Genomic DNA, 16,185 nt, shown 5'->3' on the forward strand with positions numbered 1-16,185 from the left:
GACCCGATCATGGTGGAACGGTACGTGATGTCCGTCGATCAGGGCACCAACTCGACCCGCTGCATCCTGTTCGACCACCGTGGGCGGCTGGTCTCGGTCGCGCAGAAGGAGCACCAGCAGCACTTCCCGAAGCCCGGATGGGTCGAGCACGACGCCGTCGAGATCTGGCAGAACCTGCGGCGCGTGGTGCCCGAGGCCCTGTCGGACGCCGGGGTGGACCAGGGCCAGATCGCGGCGATCGGCCTGGCCAACCAGCGGGAGACGACGGTGCTCTGGGACCGGCGGACCGGCGCGCCGCTCGGCCGGGCACTGGTCTGGCAGGACACCCGCACGGCGCCGCTCGTCGACGCCCTCGGAGAAGACCCCGGGGAGGCGTTCTTCCTCGACCGGTGCGGCCTGCCGCCGTCGACCTACTTCTCCGCGCTGCGCATCCGGTGGCTGTTCGACCACGTCAAGGGGGTCGAACAGCGCGCCCGGGACGGCGAGGTGCTGTTCGGCACGATGGAGAGCTGGCTGATCTGGAACCTCACCGGCGGAACCGACGGCGGTCTGCACATCACCGACGTCACCAACGCCAGCCGCACGATGCTGATGAACATCCGCGAGCTCGCCTGGGACGACGAGCTGCTGGACTTCTTCCGGGTGCCCCGCTCGATGCTGCCCGAGATCAGGTCGTCCGCCGAGCCGTACGGCGAGGCCCGCTCACTGCTGCCGGGCGTCTCCATCACGGCCGCGCTCGGCGACCAGCAGGCCGCCCTGTTCGGCCAGACCTGCTTCTCCCCGGGCGATGCCAAGTGCACCTACGGAACGGGCAGTTTCCTGCTGCTCAACACCGGGGCCGACCTGGTGCGGTCCCGGCACGGGCTCCTCACGACGGTCGCCTACAAGATCGGGGACCAGCAGCCTGCCTACGCCCTGGAAGGGTCGATCGCCGTCACCGGCGCGCTCGTCCAGTGGTTCCGTGACCGTCTGGGACTGATCAGCAGCGCGCCGGAGATCGAGACCCTCGCCCGGACGGTCGAGGACAACGGCGGCTGCTACATCGTCCCGGCCTTCTCGGGCCTGTTCGCGCCGCGCTGGCGCAGCGACGCGCGCGGGGTCATCGTCGGGCTCACCTCGTACATCACCAAGGGACACCTGGCGCGGGCCGTCCTGGAGGCCACCGGGTGGCAGACCCGGGAGGTCGTCGACGCCATGAACGCCGACTCCTCGGTCGCCCTCCAGCAGCTCAAGGTGGACGGGGGCATGACCGCGGACAACCTGCTCATGCAGTTCGTGGCCGACGTGCTCGACGTGCCGGTGGTACGGCCGATGGTCGCCGAGACGGTCTCGCTGGGCGCCGCCTACGCGGCTGGGCTCGCCGCCGGCTACTGGCCCGACCTGGAGGTGCTGCGCCGCAACTGGCACAAGGCCGGCCAGTGGCTGCCCGCCATGGACCCCGAGCGGCGGGAGGCGGAGTACGACAACTGGCTGCGGGCCGTCGAGCGCTCCCTGGACTGGGTCCGGCCACCCCGGTCCTCCTGACGCGGGCGGCGGCCCCGGCCCGCCGCCCGGGTTCAGCGGCTCGCGGTCCGGGCGGTGCCCACGGGGGCCAGCCACAGGCCCACGATCGCGTCCGCGAGGCCCGTGGCCACCTCGTCCCAGGTGGCGCGCGGGGTCGGGGTGCCCTCCGCCAGGGCCCGCTCCCGCTCGGCGCAGGTGTGCAGGATCAGCAGCCGGACCATCTGGCCGCGCTCGGCGCGCACCTCGGGCGGCAGCTCCCCGAGGGTGCGGTTCAGGCCCTCGACCGCCTCGCGCAGCGCCGGCGAGGCCAAGGACTCCTCGACCATGATCTCGTGCAGGGCCGGGTCGGTCATGACCTGGGCGCAGAACCGGGCGTACCAGGTGGGGCTGCCGAGGCTCGCCAGGTGCTCGGTCACCGGCCGGACCAGGCAGTCGACCCAGTCGCGTACGTCCGTGGAGTCACCGGCCGCCGCCAGGGCCCGCTCCCGCAGTGTCTCGATGTGCTCGGCGTGCCGCCGGGCGACCGCGCGGACCAGGTCGGCCTTCGTGCCGAAGTGGTAGCCGACCGCGGCGTTGTTGCCCTGTCCCGCGGCCTCGCTGACCTGGCGGTTGGAGACGGCGTACACGCCGTGCTCGGCGAACAGCCGCTCCGCCGCGATCAGGATCGCCTCCCGGGTCGCGCTCACCTGCTCGGCCCGCGCCGTCCTGCGCGCCATGCTCACCACCGCTCCGGGACTGCGCACCGCCCTGGGCCGGCCCGTCCCGCGCTCCGTCCCAGGTCCTCGACCGGGGCGGCGAGGTCCAGCGAGGGCAGCCTACGGGCCCGCCCGCACCGGCGGGGACGGGCCCCCGCGGGCCGCCGCTCCATGCCGCTACAGTAAGTCAAGCAGTTGACTTAAACGAAGCCCCGGTCACCCCGTCCGGTCCTTCGGCTCGCCCTCGTTCCCCGCCCCGCTGTCCCCTGTTCCCTGTTTTTTGTTCCCTGTTTCTTGTTCCCTGGAAGGTCCTCCTATGTCCGACGCCCCCGCCCGGCCCGCCGAGGCCGGCCGTTCCGCTCCGGCACGGCCGGGTGCCGTGGTCGCGGTGCTGGCCCTGGCCGGTATCACCGTGTCGCTGATGCAGACCCTGGTGATCCCGATCGTCCCGGAGCTGCCCGGCTATCTGCACGCCTCGGCGTCCGACGCCGCCTGGGCGGTCACGGCCACGCTGCTGGCCGCCGCCGTCGCCACCCCGGTGGCCGGCCGGCTCGGCGACATGTTCGGCAAGCGGCGCCTGCTGATGGTCAGCCTCGTGCTGCTGGTGGCCGGCTCGGTGGTGTGCGCGCTCAGCGACACGCTCGTCCCGATGATCGTCGGCCGTGCGCTCCAGGGGCTCGCCGCCGCCGTGGTCCCGCTGGGCATCAGCATCATGCGCGACGAGCTGCCGCCGGAGAAGCTGGCCGGTTCGACCGCGCTGATGAGCGCCTCGCTGGGCGTCGGCGGCGCGCTCGGGCTGCCCGCGGCGGCCTTCATCGCCGACCACTTCGACTGGCACGTGCTGTTCTGGACCTCCGCGAGCCTCGGCGTCGTCGCGTTCGTGTGCGTGCTGGGCCTGGTGCCGGAGTCGCGTGTGCGTACGGGTGGGCGCTTCGACGTGGCCGGTGCGCTGGGCATGGCCGTCGGCCTGGTCTCCCTGCTGCTGGCCATCTCCAAGGGCGCCGACTGGGGCTGGGGCAGCGGCACCACGCTGGGCCTGCTCGCGCTCGCCGTCGTCGTCCTGCTGGGCTGGGGCCTCTTCGAGCTGCGCACCGCGCAGCCGCTGGTCGACCTGCGCACCACCGTCCGCCGCCAGGTGCTGTTCACCAACCTGGCCTCCATCGCGTTCGGCTTCTCGATGTTCGCGATGTCCCTGGTCCTGCCGCAGCTCCTCCAGCTGCCGACCCAGACCGGCTACGGCCTCGGCAGGTCCATGCTCACCGTCGGTCTGGTGATGGCGCCGCAGGGCCTGGTGATGATGGCCATGGCCCCGGTCTCCGCCATGATCACCAAGTCCCGGGGGCCGAAGATCACCCTCATGATCGGAGCGGTCATCGTCGCCGCCGGGTACGCGCTCAACATCGTGCTGATGAGCGAGGTCTGGCACCTGGTCCTGGTCTCCTGCGTCATCGGCGCGGGTGTCGGCTTCGCCTACGGCGCCATGCCCGCGCTGATCATGGGCGCGGTCCCGGCGTCGGAGACGGCCGCCGCGAACAGCCTCAACACGCTGATGCGGTCCATCGGCACGTCGGTGGCCAGCGCGGTCGCGGGCGTGATCCTGGCCCAGCTGACGATCAGCCTCGGCGGCCACGCGCTGCCGTCCGAGAACGGCTTCAAGGCGGTCATGGCACTCGGCGCGGGTGCGGCGGCCCTCGCCTTCGTCCTCGCCTCCTTCCTCCCCCGCCACCGCCCCGACACCCCGGCCCCGACCCCGACCCCGGAACCGACGACCGAACGGGTCGCCTGAGCGGGGCGCCACCGGCCGAGGGGGGCGGCTGAGGGGCCCCTGCCGCCGGAACGGGTCGCCCGACCGAACGGACCTCCGCCGCCGGAAAAGGGGCGCCCGAGCAGCACTCGGCCGGCCGGGCGGGGCGACCGAGCGGACCCTCCCGCCGCAACAGGTCGCCTGGGCGGGGCGCCACCGGCCGAGGGGGGCGGCTGAGGGGCCCCTGCCGCCGGAACGGGTCGCCCGACCGAACGGACCTCCGCCGCCGGAAAAGGGGCGCCCGAGCAGCACTCGGCCGGCCGGGCGGGGCGACCGAGCGGACCCTGCCGCCGGAACGGGTCAGCTGAGGGGACTCGTCGGCCCGCCGGCTGCCCCGTCCGGGACGGCCCTCGGTGGTTCCTCCCGCCGCACCGGGCCGGTCCGGTGCCGTGGCCGCCCACCCAGGCGGCAACGGGTCGGTGTCAGGCGGGCCCGGTACGGCGCGCCGGCCCATCCCGGCCACCACTCCCCCACGGCGTCGGCCCAGCCTCCGCGCCCAGCCGGCACCCGCAACACACGGCGCCCGCCCAGCGCCCCGTAGCCCCCCGCACCGACCCGGCGCCCGCGCACAGTCCGTCCCCACCGGCAGCCCCGAGCGCCCCACACCGGCCACGGTCCGTCCTCGCCGCCACGCCCCACGCCGGCCCCGCCCCGTGCCGCTCCAGCCCGGCCGGCGTGCGCCAGTGCCCGTGCCCGTGTCCGTGTCCGTCGCGGGACCGTTCAGGGGAACCCGGTGGGAAAGGGGCGTGACGGCGTCGGGGGTGGTCGAGATCTCTGCCGTGACCGCCGTGCCCCTGCCGCTCATTCCGCCCATGCTCGCGACGCCCGGCAGCCTGCCGCCCGCCGCGCAGGACGCGCGGTGGGCGTACGAGACCAAGCAGGACGGCCAGCGGGTGATGGTGTACCTGCCCGGCGACGGAAGTGTGCTGCTGCGTGCCCGCTCGGGCGAGGACATCACCGGTGCCTACCCCGAGCTCCGGCCGCTCGGCGGGGCGCTGGGCACCACCCCCGCGGTGCTGGACGGGGAGGTGCTGGCCCTGGACGCGCGGGGCCGGGCCGACTTCCAGCTCCTCCAGAGCCGGATGGGCCTCGCGCACGCCCCCGCGCGGGCGGCGCGCCGGGCCGCGCAGGTCCCGGTGCACCTGGTGCTGTTCGACGTGCCCCATCTGGAGGAGTCCCTGGTACGACTGCCGTACGTCCGGCGGCGGGCGCGGCTGGAGGAACTGGGGCTCGCGGGGCCGTACTGGTCGACGCCGGGAGCGGTGACCGGGCACGGCGCCGAGGCACTCGCGGCGACCAGGGCACACGGCCTGGAGGGCCTGGTGTGCAAGCGGCTGGACTCGGTGTACGAACCCGGCGTGCGCTCCCGCGCCTGGATCAAGATCCGGAACATGCGGGCCGAGGACGTGATCGTCGGCGGCTGGCTGCCCGGCAAGGGGCGGCTGACCGGACTGCCCGGCGCGGTGCTGGCCGGCCAGCGCGACCCGGAGGGCCGGCTGCGGTACGTCGGCGGGGTGGGCACCGGCTGGAGCGAGGCCGAGCGCGTCCGGCTGGCGGACCTGCTGCGGGACACGGCGAGCGACCGGTGCCCCTTCGAGCCCGTGCCGCGGGTGCCCGGCGCCCGCTGGGTGCTGCCCCGGCTGGTGGGCGAGGTCAGCTACAGCACCCGTACCCGCAACGGCATGCTGCGCCAGCCCTCCTGGCTGCGGCTGCGCCCGGATCTCACCCCGCAGGAGTCGGCGGCCGACCTGCCCGGGGAATCCGGCTGAGGCCGGTGGGTCTATCGTGTCCGCATGCCGGTTCCCGAACTGATCCGAATCGTCTCCCGCGACTCGCCCATGGCCCTGGCCCAAGTCGAACGGGTCCGCGCCGAGTTGGCGGTGCTGCACCCGGGCGTGCGCACCGCGGTCGTACCGGTGAAGACCACCGGTGACAAGTGGCTCGGCGATCTGTCCCAGGTCGAGGGCAAGGGGGCGTTCACCAAGGAGGTGGACGCCGCCCTGCTGGCCGGGGAGGCGGATCTCGCGGTGCACTGCGTCAAGGACGTGCCCGCCGACCGGCCGCTGCCGGCCGGGACGGTGTTCGCCGCGTTCCTGAAGCGGGACGACATCCGGGACGCGCTGGTACACCCGGACGGGCTCACCCTGGACGAGCTGCCGGCCGGCACCCGGATCGGCACCTCCGCGGTGCGTCGCATCGCCCAACTGGCCGCCACCCACCCGCACCTGGAGTGCGTGCCCTTCCGGGGCAACGCCAACCGCCGGCTGGAGAAGCTGGCCGCCGGCGAGGCGGACGCGCTGCTGCTGGCGGTGTCCGGCCTGGAGCGCATCGGGCGGACGGACGTGATCAGCGAGGTGCTGAACCCGGAGACGATGATGCCGCCGATCGGCGCGGGCATCCTCGCGTTGCAGTGCCGGGAGGACGACAGCGAGCTGATCGACGCGGTCAGCGGGCTCAGCGACCCGGCCACCCACCGGGAGGCGACGGCCGAACGGATGTTCCTGCACGTGTTGCAGGGCCACTGCAACAGCCCCATCGCCGGGTACGCGCGGGTGGACCTGAGCGGCGAACTCTCCCTGCGGGCCTGTGTCTTCACCCCGGACGGCAAGACCCGGCTGAACGCCCACGAGTGGGCGGGCCGGCTCGATCCGGCCACCCTCGGCACCTCGGTCGCGGTGGCGCTGCTGCGGCAGGGCGCGCGCGAGATCATCGACGGCATCCCGCACTGAGCGTCGTACGACGCCCCGCGCGGGTGCTCGTCAGGCGGAACCGGGCTCGGTCTGGTCCCTCAGGAACGCGCTGACCTGGTGGGCCAGGCTGCCCTGACCGGTGCCGGCGGGTGCGGCCGGCGCGGCCGGCTCCACGATGCCGATGCCGCCCGCCCACAGCCGGCGGTCGGCCCACTCGTCCTCCACCCGCAGCTGCACCTGCACGTCCACGTGCGTGAGGGCGGCCTCGGGCGCGGCGGCGTAGAGGACGGCGGTGGCCCGGCGCAGCGGGTAGACGTCGAAGCCCTCGATGAACTGGGAGTTGCGCCAGTCGATGAAGGCGCCCTCGCCGTCCGGACCGACGCGGACGTCGATCTGACCGTCCTCCAGGTGGATGCCGTAGTGCCGCGCGCCGCGGTTCTCCACGGTCACCCGGACGCTGAAGTACGTCAGCCCGGCGGCGGCGTCGTCCCGTCCGCGCGGCGGCTCGGCCGGCTCCAGGCGGTGGACGCGGACCCGCAGACCGGCATGCTCCTCGTACTCCTGCCAGTCCCCGACCACGTTCGGCTCGTACACAGTGCCCCTCTCGACCTTCGAGAGCTGCTGTCTATCTGTGCGCTCAGCGCACTGTCAAATGCGCGTAATGCGCTGTGGCCAGGGGATTCACCCGCTTTGATCGGTGATCAAGCGCTGCGCAGGAAGAATCCGTTCGCGGCGCCTCGCGGCCGGGTACGCGCGCGTGCCGCACATCACGTCCGCGGCAAGATCAGCGGGCCAGCCGGCCGAGCAGTGCGGAGGCCGCGGTGATGCCCGCCGCGGCGGCCACCGCCAGCACCCCGAAGTCGGCGGCGAGATGCGCGGGCGTACCGAGCAGCAGGCCCCGCAGGGCGTCCACTTGATAGCTCAGCGGGTTGACCTTGCTGACCGCCTGGAGCCAGCCCGGCATCACGGACGCGGGGTAGAGGGCGTTGGAGCCGAAGAACAGCGGCATGGTGATCGCCTGCCCGAAGCCCATCAGCCGGTCGCGGCTGAGCACGATCCCCGCGATGGTCATCGACAGGCAGGAGAAGAACACGGAGGCGAGGACCACCGCGAGGGCGACGCCGAGCAGCTTGAGCGGGTTCCAGGTGAGGGCGACGCCGAGCAGTGCGGCGATCACGATCACGACGACCGCCTGGACCAGCGACTTCACCCCGGCCGCGAAGGCCTTGCCGGTGATCAGGGCCGAGCGCGGGGTCGGGGTGACGAGCAGCTTGTTCAGGATGCCCGCGTCCCGCTCCCAGATGATCTGGATGCCGTAGAAGATCGCGATGAACATCGCCGACTGGGCGATGATGCCGGGCGCCAGGTAGTCGATGTACGGGACCCCACCCGTGGGTATCGCCCGGATCCGGGTGAAGGTCTGGCCGAAGATCAGCAGCCACAGGGCGGGCTGGACCGCACGGGTGTACAGCTCGGTCCGGTCGTGGCGCAGCTTCTGGAGCTCGACGGCGCACATGGCGATCACCCGGGCGGGCAGGACGCGCCAGCCCGCGCGCGGCACGGGCGGGGTGAGCAGCAGGGCGATGCCGTCTCCGGGGGTGCCGTCAGCCGACGCGGTGCGCGGTGCGGCGGGTGCTTCGGACATCGCGGAAACCTCCTCCGGAGTGGTCGTCGAGGCCACTGCCGGCGACGTCGCGGAAGACGTCCTCCAGCGTGGGCAGGCGGTCGGCGCCCCGCCGCTCGGCGAGGCCGTGGCGCAGTGCCGCCGGGGTGCCGAGGGCGCGGACCCGGCCGCGGTGCATGAGGCCGACCCGGTCGCAGTACTGGTCGGCCTCGTCCATGTAGTGGGTGGTGACCAGGACGGTCATGCCGGTGGCGGCGCGTACGGCGTTGATGTGCTCCCAGACGCCGGTGCGGGCGATCGGGTCCAGGCCGATCGTGGGCTCGTCCAGGATCAGCAGCCGGGGTGCGCTGACCAGGGCCTGGGCGAGTTCCAGGCGGCGGACCATGCCGCCGGAGTAGGTCCCGGCCAGCCGGTCGGCGGCGTCGGCGAGGCCGACGGCGGCGAGGGCCTGGGTGACGCGTGCGGCGCGCTCGCGGCGCGGCACGTCGAAGACCCGGGCGAACAGGGCGACGTTCTCCCGGCCGGTGAGTGCGCTGTCGGCGGACAGCTGCTGCGGGACGTAGCCGAGCAGCCGGCGCACCGCCATCCGTTCCTTGGCGGCGTCATGTCCGAAGACGCGGACCATGCCGGCCGGGACGGGAAGCAGTGTGGTGATGCAGCGGATGGCGGTGGTCTTGCCGGCTCCGTTGGGGCCCAGCAGCCCGAACACCTCGCCCTCCCGGACGGCCAGGTCGAGCCCGTCGACGGCGCGGGTCTCGCCGAAGGCATGGGCGAGCCCGGTGCAGGACACGGCTTCGACCCGGACACGGTCCGCGGCCACGGAGGAAGCCCCGACGGCACCGGGTACGCCCTCGGCCGGACCGGCCGGACCACCCTCGAAGGCCCCAGGGCCCTCCGAGGCCACCGGGGCACCGGCGGGGGCACCGGCCGTGCCGGGGGTCTCAGCCGTACCGGCGGCGTCGGGCGTGCCCCCCGTCCCGGATCCGTCAGGCTTGTCGCTCGTCATGTTTCCTCGGCCTCCTCGTGCAGCATGACGGCCAGCCTGCGCAGGGCCGGCAGGGCCGCGCGCAGGGCCTCGCGGTCGGCCTCGCCGAGCCGGGAGACGTGCCGGCCGACCAGTTCGGCCCGGCGGCGCTGCCAGTCCGCGAGCCGCTGCTCGGCGGCCCCGGTCAGCAGCAGCCGGGCGGCCCGCCGGTCGGCCGGGTCGGTCTCACGGACCAGATAGCCGTCCCGGACGAGCTGGTTGACCAGGGTCGAGACGGAGTTCCCGGCCAGGTGCAGCCGACGGGCCGCGTCCGAGACGCCGATGCCGGGGCGGGACTCGACCAGCCGCAGCAGTTCGACCTCGGCGCCGCGCAGCCGGGGCGCGGTGAGCCCGCCGCGCAGCCGGCGCCGGATCAGCCGCTGGATGCGCACCAGCGCGTCGGCCAGTTGCTCCGGAAAGGTGTCGGCGTCCACGCTTCGGAGATTACCTCTGCTACAGAGGTAATGCTCCCCAAGGGCTTCCGAAGGGCTCTCCAAGGGCTCCCCGAGGGGGGTCAAGAACGCTTCGTCCGAATAGCCCTGTATGCACTTATTTGTTTTGAGATGCCCCCTAGCGGGAATGGGCACACCAGTGCTTCGGACAGGAGGCACGTCCGTGGGAGCCGGCCCTCGCCGGACGCCCCGGTGTCCTATCCATGGTCCGAGCGCACCTCCCACGGTGTCTGTCATCCAGCACCTGTTGAGAGAGGTGCGCGCGATGCGTGTCACTGGCAGCACGAAACCCCATCCACACGACGACGCCCCGGACACCAGCGCCGCTTTCGAGCGGCTCGCCGGGCTGCCCGACGGTCCCGAGCGCCGGGCGCTGCGGGACGAGCTCGTCCGGTTGTGGCTGCCCATGGCCGAGCGGATCGCCGTGCGGTTCCGCGGCCGGGGCGAGGCCCTGGAGGACCTGTACCAGGTGGCCGCGCTGGGCCTGGTCAAGGCCGTCGACCACTACGATCCCGACCGCGGCCGGGCCTTCGAGGCCTACGCGGTGCCCACCATCACCGGGGAGATCAAGCGCCACTTCCGCGACCACATGTGGACCCTGCATGTGCCGCGCCGGGTGCAGGACCTGCGCAACCGGGTCCGTGCCGCCACCAAGGAGCTGGCGCAGACGACGCCGGGCCGGGCGCCCACCGTCGCCGAGATCGCCGCGCTCACGCGGCTCAGCGAGGACGAGGTGCGCACCGGGATGGAGGCGCTGGAGTGCTTCTCCGCGCTGTCCCTGGACGCCGAGGTGGCCGGCACGGACGGCTACGCGCTGGGCGACTCCCTGGGCGGCCCCGACCCGGGGTTCGACCTCGTCGTGGACCGGGCCGCGGTCAAGCCGTGTCTGGAGGCGCTGCCGGAGCGTGAGCGCACCATCCTCTACCTGCGGTTCTTCGGCGGTATGACGCAGAGCCGGATCGCCCAGCAGCTCGGTATCTCGCAGATGCACGTCTCGCGGCTGCTCAGCGGCTGCTTCGACCGGCTGCGCGACGAACTGCTCGCGGAGGCCCGGGCCCGCTGAGTCCCTGTTCCCCCGGCTCCCGGGAGCCCCCGTTCCTTCGGCGCCCGGGAGCCTACTGCCCCTCGGACCCGGGCACCTGGGTGGGGCCGTACCGGTCCAGCGCGTCCTCCAGCTCGGCCCTGATCTCGGCCGGGATGTCGCCGCGCCGCCCCCAGATCAGGATCAGCTCCGCGATGTTGCGCAGCTTGATGTTGGTGTGCTGGGAGACCTCCTTCAGCACCTGCCATCCCTGGTCCGGGGTCACCCGGCCGAGGGCCACGACCATCCCGATCGCCTGGTCGATCACCGCGTGGGAGGTCATGGCCTCCTTCAGCTGGTCGACCTCCGCCTGTAGCGCGGCGATCCGGTCCGGCTCGATCTCTCCCATCCCTCCATCGTGCGCAGGGGCCTGCACCCCCGCCACCCGGGGTACTCGACAGGCAGCCCACCCGCTTCCGGTCGGACACTGGTGTCAGACCGGTGGCCGCCCGGCCCCGAGAGCAGGACGCGACTGCCATGAACCACGACACCCGCACCGGCGGCGAGCCACGCAGAACAAGGGTCGTCTCCACCCACTCCGTCTTCGGCGCACCGTGCTGGGTGAGCCTGACCAGCCGCGATCTCCAGGCCACCCAGGACTTCTACGCGGCCGTCCTCGGCTGGCGCTGGCGCAGCGCCAAGCTCGGCGAGCACTTCCGTATCGCCCTGGCGAACGGGGTCCCGGTGGCCGGGATCGCCGCCGTCGCCTCCATGTGGCAGATGGCGGTGGCCTGGACGCCGTACTTCGCCGTACCGGACGCGGACGTGGCCGTGTCCCGGGTCCGGGAGCGCGGCGGCACGTCGGCGGTCGGACCGCTGTCCTTCCCGCCGGGCCGGGCGGCACTGCTCGCCGACCGGGACGGGGCCACGTTCGGGATCTGGCAGGGCGAACTGGTCGGCAACTGGGAGGCGTGGCGGCAGGCGGCACCGACCTTCGTCCGGCTGCACACCCGGGACGCCTTCGACGCCGCGATCTTCTACGGCGAGGTCCTGGACTGGGCGACCGGGCAGCCGGGCTGCTGCGAGGTCGAGTACGAGGGCGGCGAGGTGGTGCTGCGCAGCCAGGGCGACATCGTGGCGCGCATCGACTCGGGCGCGGTGGAGGCGGCCCCGGACCCCTCGGTACGGCCGCACTGGCAGATCCACTTCGCGGTGGCCGACGTGCCCGGCTGCGCCCGCACGGCGGAGAAGCACGGCGGCAGCGTGCTGCGCGAGGAGGACACCGAGGCGATCCTGCGCGACCCGGACGGCGCGCAGTTCACGGTGACGTCCCGCCGGAGCCGTTGAGGCCGGCGCTCGAGACGGAGGCGCCGCACCCCCGGGCGGGGTGCGGCGCCTCCGTCTCGGTCCCCTGGCCGCCTAGCCGGCGGCACGCGAGGGGCGCGACAGCAGGACCAGGCTGCGCGCCTCGACGCGCAGCTTCGTGCCCGCCTTCCGTTCGCGTTCGTCGGGGTCGCCCTCGGGGTCGGCGGTGTCGATCAGGGTGGTCCAGCGCTCGCCGAAGGAGTCGTCGGGCAGGCGGAAGACGACCGGCTCCCAGTAGCCGTTGACGAACAGCAGGAAGGAGTCGTCGACCATGCGGCGGCCGTAGGAGTCGCGTTCGGCGATGGCGTCCCCGTTGAGGAAGACCCCGACCGTGTGCGCGTCCCCGCGCTGCCAGTCGCGGTCGGTCATCTCCCGGGCGTCGGGCCGCAGCCACATCAGGTCGGGCAGCGGCTGCTTGGCGTGGGTCGCGGTCTCGCCGCGGAAGAAGCGGCGCCGGCGCAGCACCGGGTGCGCGGCGCGCAGCGCGATCAGTCGCCGGGTGAACTCGGCGAGGGCGTGCTGCTCGTCGGCCAGGTCCCAGTCCACCCAGGAGATCTCGTTGTCCTGGCAGTAGGCGTTGTTGTTGCCCCGCTGGGTGCGGCCGAGTTCGTCGCCGTGGCAGAGCATCGGGATGCCCTGCGAGAGCAGCAGCGTGGCCAGCAGGTTGCGCTGCTGGCGGGCCCGCAGTTCGAGCACGGCCGGGTCGTCGGTCTCGCCCTCCGCCCCGCAGTTCCAGGACCGGTTGTGGCTCTCGCCGTCCCGGTTCTCCTCGCCGTTCGCCTCGTTGTGCTTGTCGTTGTACGACACCAGGTCGCGCAGGGTGAAACCGTCGTGCGCGGTGACGAAGTTGACGCTCGCGCGCGGCCGGCGCCGGCTGTGCTGGTAGAGGTCGGAGGAGCCGGTGAGCCGGGAGGCGAACTCGCCGAGCGAGCCGGGCTCGGCCCGCCAGAAGTCCCGTACGGCGTCCCGGTACTTGCCGTTCCACTCCGACCACAGCGGCGGGAAGTTGCCCACCTGGTAGCCGCCCTCGCCGACGTCCCAGGGCTCGGCGATGAGCTTGACCCGGCTGATGACGGGGTCCTGCTGGATCAGGTCGAAGAACGCCGAGAGCCGGTCCACCTCGTGGAACTGCCGGGCCAGCGTGGCCGCGAGGTCGAAGCGGAAGCCGTCGACGTGCATCTCCGTGACCCAGTACCGCAGCGAGTCCATGATCAGCTGGAGCACGTAGGGGTGCCGCATCAGCAGGCTGTTGCCGGTGCCGGTGGTGTCGTAGTAGTGGGCCCAGTCGCCGTCGACCAGACGGTAGTAGGAGGCGTTGTCGATGCCCCGGAAGGACAGCGTGGGGCCCCGTTCGTTGCCCTCGGCGGTGTGGTTGTAGACCACGTCGAGGATGACTTCGAGGCCGGCCGCGTGCAGCGCCTTCACCATGGCCTTGAACTCGTTGACCTGCTGGCCGCGGGTGCCGAAGGCGGCGTAGGCGTTGTGCGGGGCGAAGAAGCCGATGGTGTTGTAGCCCCAGTAGTTGGACAGGCCGCGGTCCTGGAGCACGCCGTCCTGGACGAACTGGTGCACCGGCATCAGTTCGACGGCGGTCACCCCCAGCGAGGTGAGGTGCTCGGTCACCGCGGGGTGGGCGAGGCCGGCGTAGGTGCCGCGCAGCCGTTCCGGGACGTCCGGGTGGGTCATGGTCAGGCCGCGCACATGGGCCTCGTAGATCACCGAGTCCGCGTACGGCGTCCGGGGCGGGCGGTCGTCGCCCCAGTCGAAGAACGGGTCGGTGACCACGCCCAGCATGGAGTGGCCGGCGCTGTCGGCCGGGGCGGGTCCGTCCGGGGCGCGCTCGTACAGGGAGGGGTGGTTGTCGATCTGGCCGTCCACGGCGCGGGCGTACGGGTCGAGCAGCAGCTTGGCCGGGTTGCAGCGGTGGCCGAGCGCCGGCTGCCAGGGGCCGCGCACCCGGTAGCCGTAGCGCTGGCCGGGGCCGACGCCGGGCAGGTACGCGTGCCACACGAAGCCGTCGACCTCTTGCAGCGGGACAGCAGTGGCGGCGCCGGCGTCGTCGACGAGGATCAGTTCCACGTGCTCGGCGACCTCGCTGAACAGGGCGAAGTTGGTGCCCTGCCCGTCGAAGGCGGCACCCAACGGGTAGGGGTGCCCGCTCCACACGGGCACCCCTTTGCGGCGCTTTCGGGCGGTCACCGGCTGCCCTCCAGGGCATCGTCACCGGCGGGCGCCGGCGCGGTGAGCACGGCCACCGGCTCCTCGCGGGGCACCGTGCGGCCCTCCCGCAGCGTCGGCGCGGGGGCGGTGGGCACCAGCGGGACGCGCTGGCCGGCGCGGGCGCGCTGCGAGAACCAGATGATCTTGCTGCCGGTGTCCGAGGCGCAGCAGCCCCAGCCGTCGCTCATCGCGGCGATGTCCGCGAGGCAGGACCGCAGGTCCTGGTCCGGGCGCAGATCCGGGTCGTCGTCACCGAAGGCGGTGATGAGGTGCTGGCCGTTCCACCACATCTCGATCGAGGTGTGTTTGTCCGTCGCGTGCTCGTCGATCGCCCGCAGCAGCAGTTCGGCGCCGCGGCAGACGGGGGCCACGAGGTTGTCGAGGTCCCAGTGGCGGAGGTGGGCGGCCAGGATGCGGCTGACCTGTCCCACCCGTTCCGGGCTGACTTCCACGTCGAGGTGGTAGTAGCAGGGCACTGCGGTCTTCATCGTCGCTTGCTCCTCACCGGCGAAGCTCTCGCTCCCCTTGCCCTGTCCGGGAGGGATCCCGGACACATAGCGTGAGCGCTGATCGCTTCTGAGTCACCTCCACGGTGAGCCCGCTACGCCATTCGTGCAACACGAGGGCCCGACACCCCGAACGGTTGAAGCTCCAACAAGACGCTGCGTCGTCGCGCGTGCACCATAAGTGAAAGCCTCGATCGCCGTAACGGTGCCGCGCCCTCCCGTGCGCGGACGCCACCCGACCGTCGGGAACGCGCCCAGTCGAGAGCGTGGAAGGTGGCTGAGGGCCATGCTGCTACCCGCCAAGGCCGAAGTGGCCCGGCAGTTGCGGCGTTACCGGGCGTGGGAGCGCGTCATGCTCGCCTCGCCCCACGACCGCACGGTCCGGGCCACCTTCGAGGACTCGGGTTACACGCTGTGCGTGCTGATGGGCAAACGCTGTGCCCGCGAGGCCGCGGACGCGGCCGAACGCTATCTCCGTACGAACCTGGTGACCTACCTGCGCGAGCAGGACGGACGGCCGAAGTCACGCCGGGCGGTCAGAAGAGCGCCGCCGCCGGAGCGGCGTTCCACGGCGCCAAGCCCCTGACCTGGCACCGTACAAGGCGTTCCTCTCGGGACCGGCGCGCGCCGGCCCGACTTTCGGATCGCGGAGCCGGGCCGGGTGCCCGGCTCCGCGCACGGCGGAGGTGAGATACATGCGCAGGACCCCGGCCATCGGCCGTGTACCGGTACGTGACGTCCGGCCGGCCGTGGAGTGCGGCAGGCGCCCGGCGAAAGCGGTGGCCGGGGAGACCTTCGAGGTCACGGCCACCGTGTTCCGCGAAGGGCACGATGCCGTGGGGGCGAACGTGGTCCTGCGTGATCCCCAGGGCCGCCGGGGCCCCTGGACGCCGATGCGGGAGCTGTCCCCGGGCAGCGACCGCTGGGGTGCGGAGATCACCCCGGACACGACGGGCCGTTGGACCTTCCGGGTGGAGGCCTGGAGCCATCCGCTGGCGACGTGGCGGCACACCGCGTCCGTGAAGGTGCCGGCCGGGATCGACACCGGCCTGGTCCTGGAGGAGGGCGCCGAGCTGTACGAGCGGGCCGCCGCCGGAGTACCCAAGGGTCCCGAGCGCGCCCTGGTGCTGGCCGCCGCGCACGCCCTCGGCGACGACTCCCTGTCGGTGCACGACCGTCTGAAGGCGGCGCTGTCCCCGGAGGTGGAGTCGGTCCTCACCCGGTTCCCGCTGCGGGAGTTGGTCACCGCCTCCGACCCGATGCCGCTGCTCGTGGAACGCG

Annotated in this window: 16 protein-coding genes; 8 read left to right on the forward strand and 8 right to left on the reverse strand. The window is 73.0% G+C overall.

What is annotated here, in order from left to right:
• The first annotated feature begins 9 nt into the window (after positions 1–9).
• Entirely contained in the window at positions 10–1,524 is a 1,515-nt protein-coding gene (gene glpK / locus IE294_RS37065; RefSeq protein ID WP_189893547.1) for a glycerol kinase GlpK, read from the forward strand.
• Between the two features lie 32 nt (positions 1,525–1,556).
• Here the strand turns inward: glpK and IE294_RS37070 are convergent, their stop codons facing one another.
• The gene (locus tag IE294_RS37070) at positions 1,557–2,219 is read right to left on the reverse strand and encodes a TetR/AcrR family transcriptional regulator (RefSeq protein ID WP_189893548.1); all 663 of its coding nucleotides are present in this window, start codon (positions 2,217–2,219) and stop codon (positions 1,557–1,559) included.
• A 295-nt stretch (positions 2,220–2,514) separates the two neighbouring features.
• Here IE294_RS37070 and IE294_RS37075 point away from each other — a divergent pair, with 295 nt between their 5' ends.
• The 3 genes from IE294_RS37075 (at position 2,515) to hemC (ending at position 6,731) form a co-directional block, all read left to right on the forward strand.
• Entirely contained in the window at positions 2,515–3,984 is a 1,470-nt protein-coding gene (locus tag IE294_RS37075) for an MFS transporter (protein WP_189893549.1), read from the forward strand.
• 806 nt (positions 3,985–4,790) lie between these two features.
• Positions 4,791–5,771 carry an ATP-dependent DNA ligase gene (locus tag IE294_RS37080; RefSeq protein ID WP_189893578.1) on the forward strand — a complete coding sequence of 327 codons (981 nt, stop codon included), beginning with the start codon at positions 4,791–4,793 and terminating at the stop codon, positions 5,769–5,771.
• A 24-nt stretch (positions 5,772–5,795) separates the two neighbouring features.
• Positions 5,796–6,731: a hydroxymethylbilane synthase gene (gene hemC / locus IE294_RS37085; RefSeq protein ID WP_189893550.1), complete on the forward strand. Its 936-nt coding sequence runs from the start codon at positions 5,796–5,798 to the stop codon at positions 6,729–6,731.
• A 30-nt stretch (positions 6,732–6,761) separates the two neighbouring features.
• On the opposite strand, the gene IE294_RS37090 is transcribed toward hemC, so the two are convergent.
• The 4 genes from IE294_RS37090 to IE294_RS37105 all read right to left on the reverse strand — a co-directional run bounded on the left by IE294_RS37090 (position 6,762) and on the right by IE294_RS37105 (position 9,774).
• Positions 6,762–7,286 (reverse strand): hypothetical protein, encoded by a 525-nt coding sequence (locus IE294_RS37090; protein ID WP_189815311.1) that lies wholly within the window; start codon positions 7,284–7,286, stop codon positions 6,762–6,764.
• Between the two features lie 190 nt (positions 7,287–7,476).
• Complete coding sequence (locus IE294_RS37095; protein ID WP_189893551.1) at positions 7,477–8,337, reverse strand: ABC transporter permease; 861 nt, start codon at positions 8,335–8,337, stop codon at positions 7,477–7,479.
• The gene (locus IE294_RS37100) at positions 8,297–9,136 is read right to left on the reverse strand and encodes an ABC transporter ATP-binding protein (RefSeq protein WP_189893580.1); all 840 of its coding nucleotides are present in this window, start codon (positions 9,134–9,136) and stop codon (positions 8,297–8,299) included. The genes IE294_RS37095 and IE294_RS37100 overlap by 41 nt, the downstream gene beginning before the upstream one ends.
• A gap of 182 nt (positions 9,137–9,318) precedes the next feature.
• Entirely contained in the window at positions 9,319–9,774 is a 456-nt protein-coding gene (locus IE294_RS37105; protein ID WP_189815313.1) for a MarR family winged helix-turn-helix transcriptional regulator, read from the reverse strand.
• Positions 9,775–10,057: 283 nt separating this feature from the next.
• Here IE294_RS37105 and IE294_RS37110 point away from each other — a divergent pair, with 283 nt between their 5' ends.
• The gene (locus IE294_RS37110; RefSeq protein WP_189893553.1) at positions 10,058–10,855 is read left to right on the forward strand and encodes an RNA polymerase sigma factor SigF; all 798 of its coding nucleotides are present in this window, start codon (positions 10,058–10,060) and stop codon (positions 10,853–10,855) included.
• Positions 10,856–10,907: 52 nt separating this feature from the next.
• Here the strand turns inward: IE294_RS37110 and IE294_RS37115 are convergent, their stop codons facing one another.
• Entirely contained in the window at positions 10,908–11,222 is a 315-nt protein-coding gene (locus tag IE294_RS37115; protein WP_103816627.1) for an ANTAR domain-containing protein, read from the reverse strand.
• A 128-nt stretch (positions 11,223–11,350) separates the two neighbouring features.
• Here IE294_RS37115 and IE294_RS37120 point away from each other — a divergent pair, with 128 nt between their 5' ends.
• Positions 11,351–12,160: a VOC family protein gene (locus IE294_RS37120; RefSeq protein WP_189893555.1), complete on the forward strand. Its 810-nt coding sequence runs from the start codon at positions 11,351–11,353 to the stop codon at positions 12,158–12,160.
• 72 nt (positions 12,161–12,232) lie between these two features.
• Here the strand turns inward: IE294_RS37120 and glgX are convergent, their stop codons facing one another.
• Both glgX and IE294_RS37130 read right to left on the reverse strand, forming a co-directional pair.
• Positions 12,233–14,377, reverse strand: coding sequence for a glycogen debranching protein GlgX (glgX, locus tag IE294_RS37125; protein WP_189893558.1), 2,145 nt, complete (start codon positions 14,375–14,377; stop codon positions 12,233–12,235).
• Entirely contained in the window at positions 14,374–14,886 is a 513-nt protein-coding gene (locus IE294_RS37130) for a pep a2 (protein WP_189893560.1), read from the reverse strand. The genes glgX and IE294_RS37130 overlap by 4 nt, the downstream gene beginning before the upstream one ends.
• 304 nt (positions 14,887–15,190) lie before the next feature.
• Between IE294_RS37130 and IE294_RS37135 the strand changes: the two genes are divergently transcribed.
• On the forward strand, positions 15,191–15,490 hold the full coding sequence (locus IE294_RS37135; protein WP_189893562.1) for a DUF5133 domain-containing protein: 300 nt from the start codon (positions 15,191–15,193) through the stop codon (positions 15,488–15,490).
• 109 nt (positions 15,491–15,599) lie between these two features.
• Positions 15,600–16,185 (forward strand): maltotransferase domain-containing protein (locus IE294_RS37140; protein WP_189893564.1); only part of this gene is annotated, 586 nt, incomplete at its 3' end.

This window comes from Streptomyces canarius (assembly GCF_014650735.1).
Lineage (GTDB): Bacteria > Actinomycetota > Actinomycetes > Streptomycetales > Streptomycetaceae > Streptomyces > Streptomyces olivaceoviridis.

What these genes read in the sequence shown, in the direction of transcription:
- glpK (WP_189893547.1), top strand. Translation starts at nt 10, where the DNA reads ATGGTGGAACGGTACGTGATGTCCGTCGATCAGGGCACCAACTCGACC.
- IE294_RS37070 (WP_189893548.1), bottom strand. Translation starts at nt 2,219, where the DNA reads ATGGCGCGCAGGACGGCGCGGGCCGAGCAGGTGAGCGCGACCCGGGAG.
- IE294_RS37075 (WP_189893549.1), top strand. Translation starts at nt 2,515, where the DNA reads ATGTCCGACGCCCCCGCCCGGCCCGCCGAGGCCGGCCGTTCCGCTCCG.
- hemC (WP_189893550.1), top strand. Translation starts at nt 5,796, where the DNA reads ATGCCGGTTCCCGAACTGATCCGAATCGTCTCCCGCGACTCGCCCATG.
- IE294_RS37095 (WP_189893551.1), bottom strand. Translation starts at nt 8,337, where the DNA reads ATGTCCGAAGCACCCGCCGCACCGCGCACCGCGTCGGCTGACGGCACC.
- IE294_RS37110 (WP_189893553.1), top strand. Translation starts at nt 10,058, where the DNA reads ATGCGTGTCACTGGCAGCACGAAACCCCATCCACACGACGACGCCCCG.
- IE294_RS37115 (WP_103816627.1), bottom strand. Translation starts at nt 11,222, where the DNA reads ATGGGAGAGATCGAGCCGGACCGGATCGCCGCGCTACAGGCGGAGGTC.
- IE294_RS37120 (WP_189893555.1), top strand. Translation starts at nt 11,351, where the DNA reads ATGAACCACGACACCCGCACCGGCGGCGAGCCACGCAGAACAAGGGTC.
- IE294_RS37130 (WP_189893560.1), bottom strand. Translation starts at nt 14,886, where the DNA reads ATGAAGACCGCAGTGCCCTGCTACTACCACCTCGACGTGGAAGTCAGC.
- IE294_RS37135 (WP_189893562.1), top strand. Translation starts at nt 15,191, where the DNA reads ATGCTGCTACCCGCCAAGGCCGAAGTGGCCCGGCAGTTGCGGCGTTAC.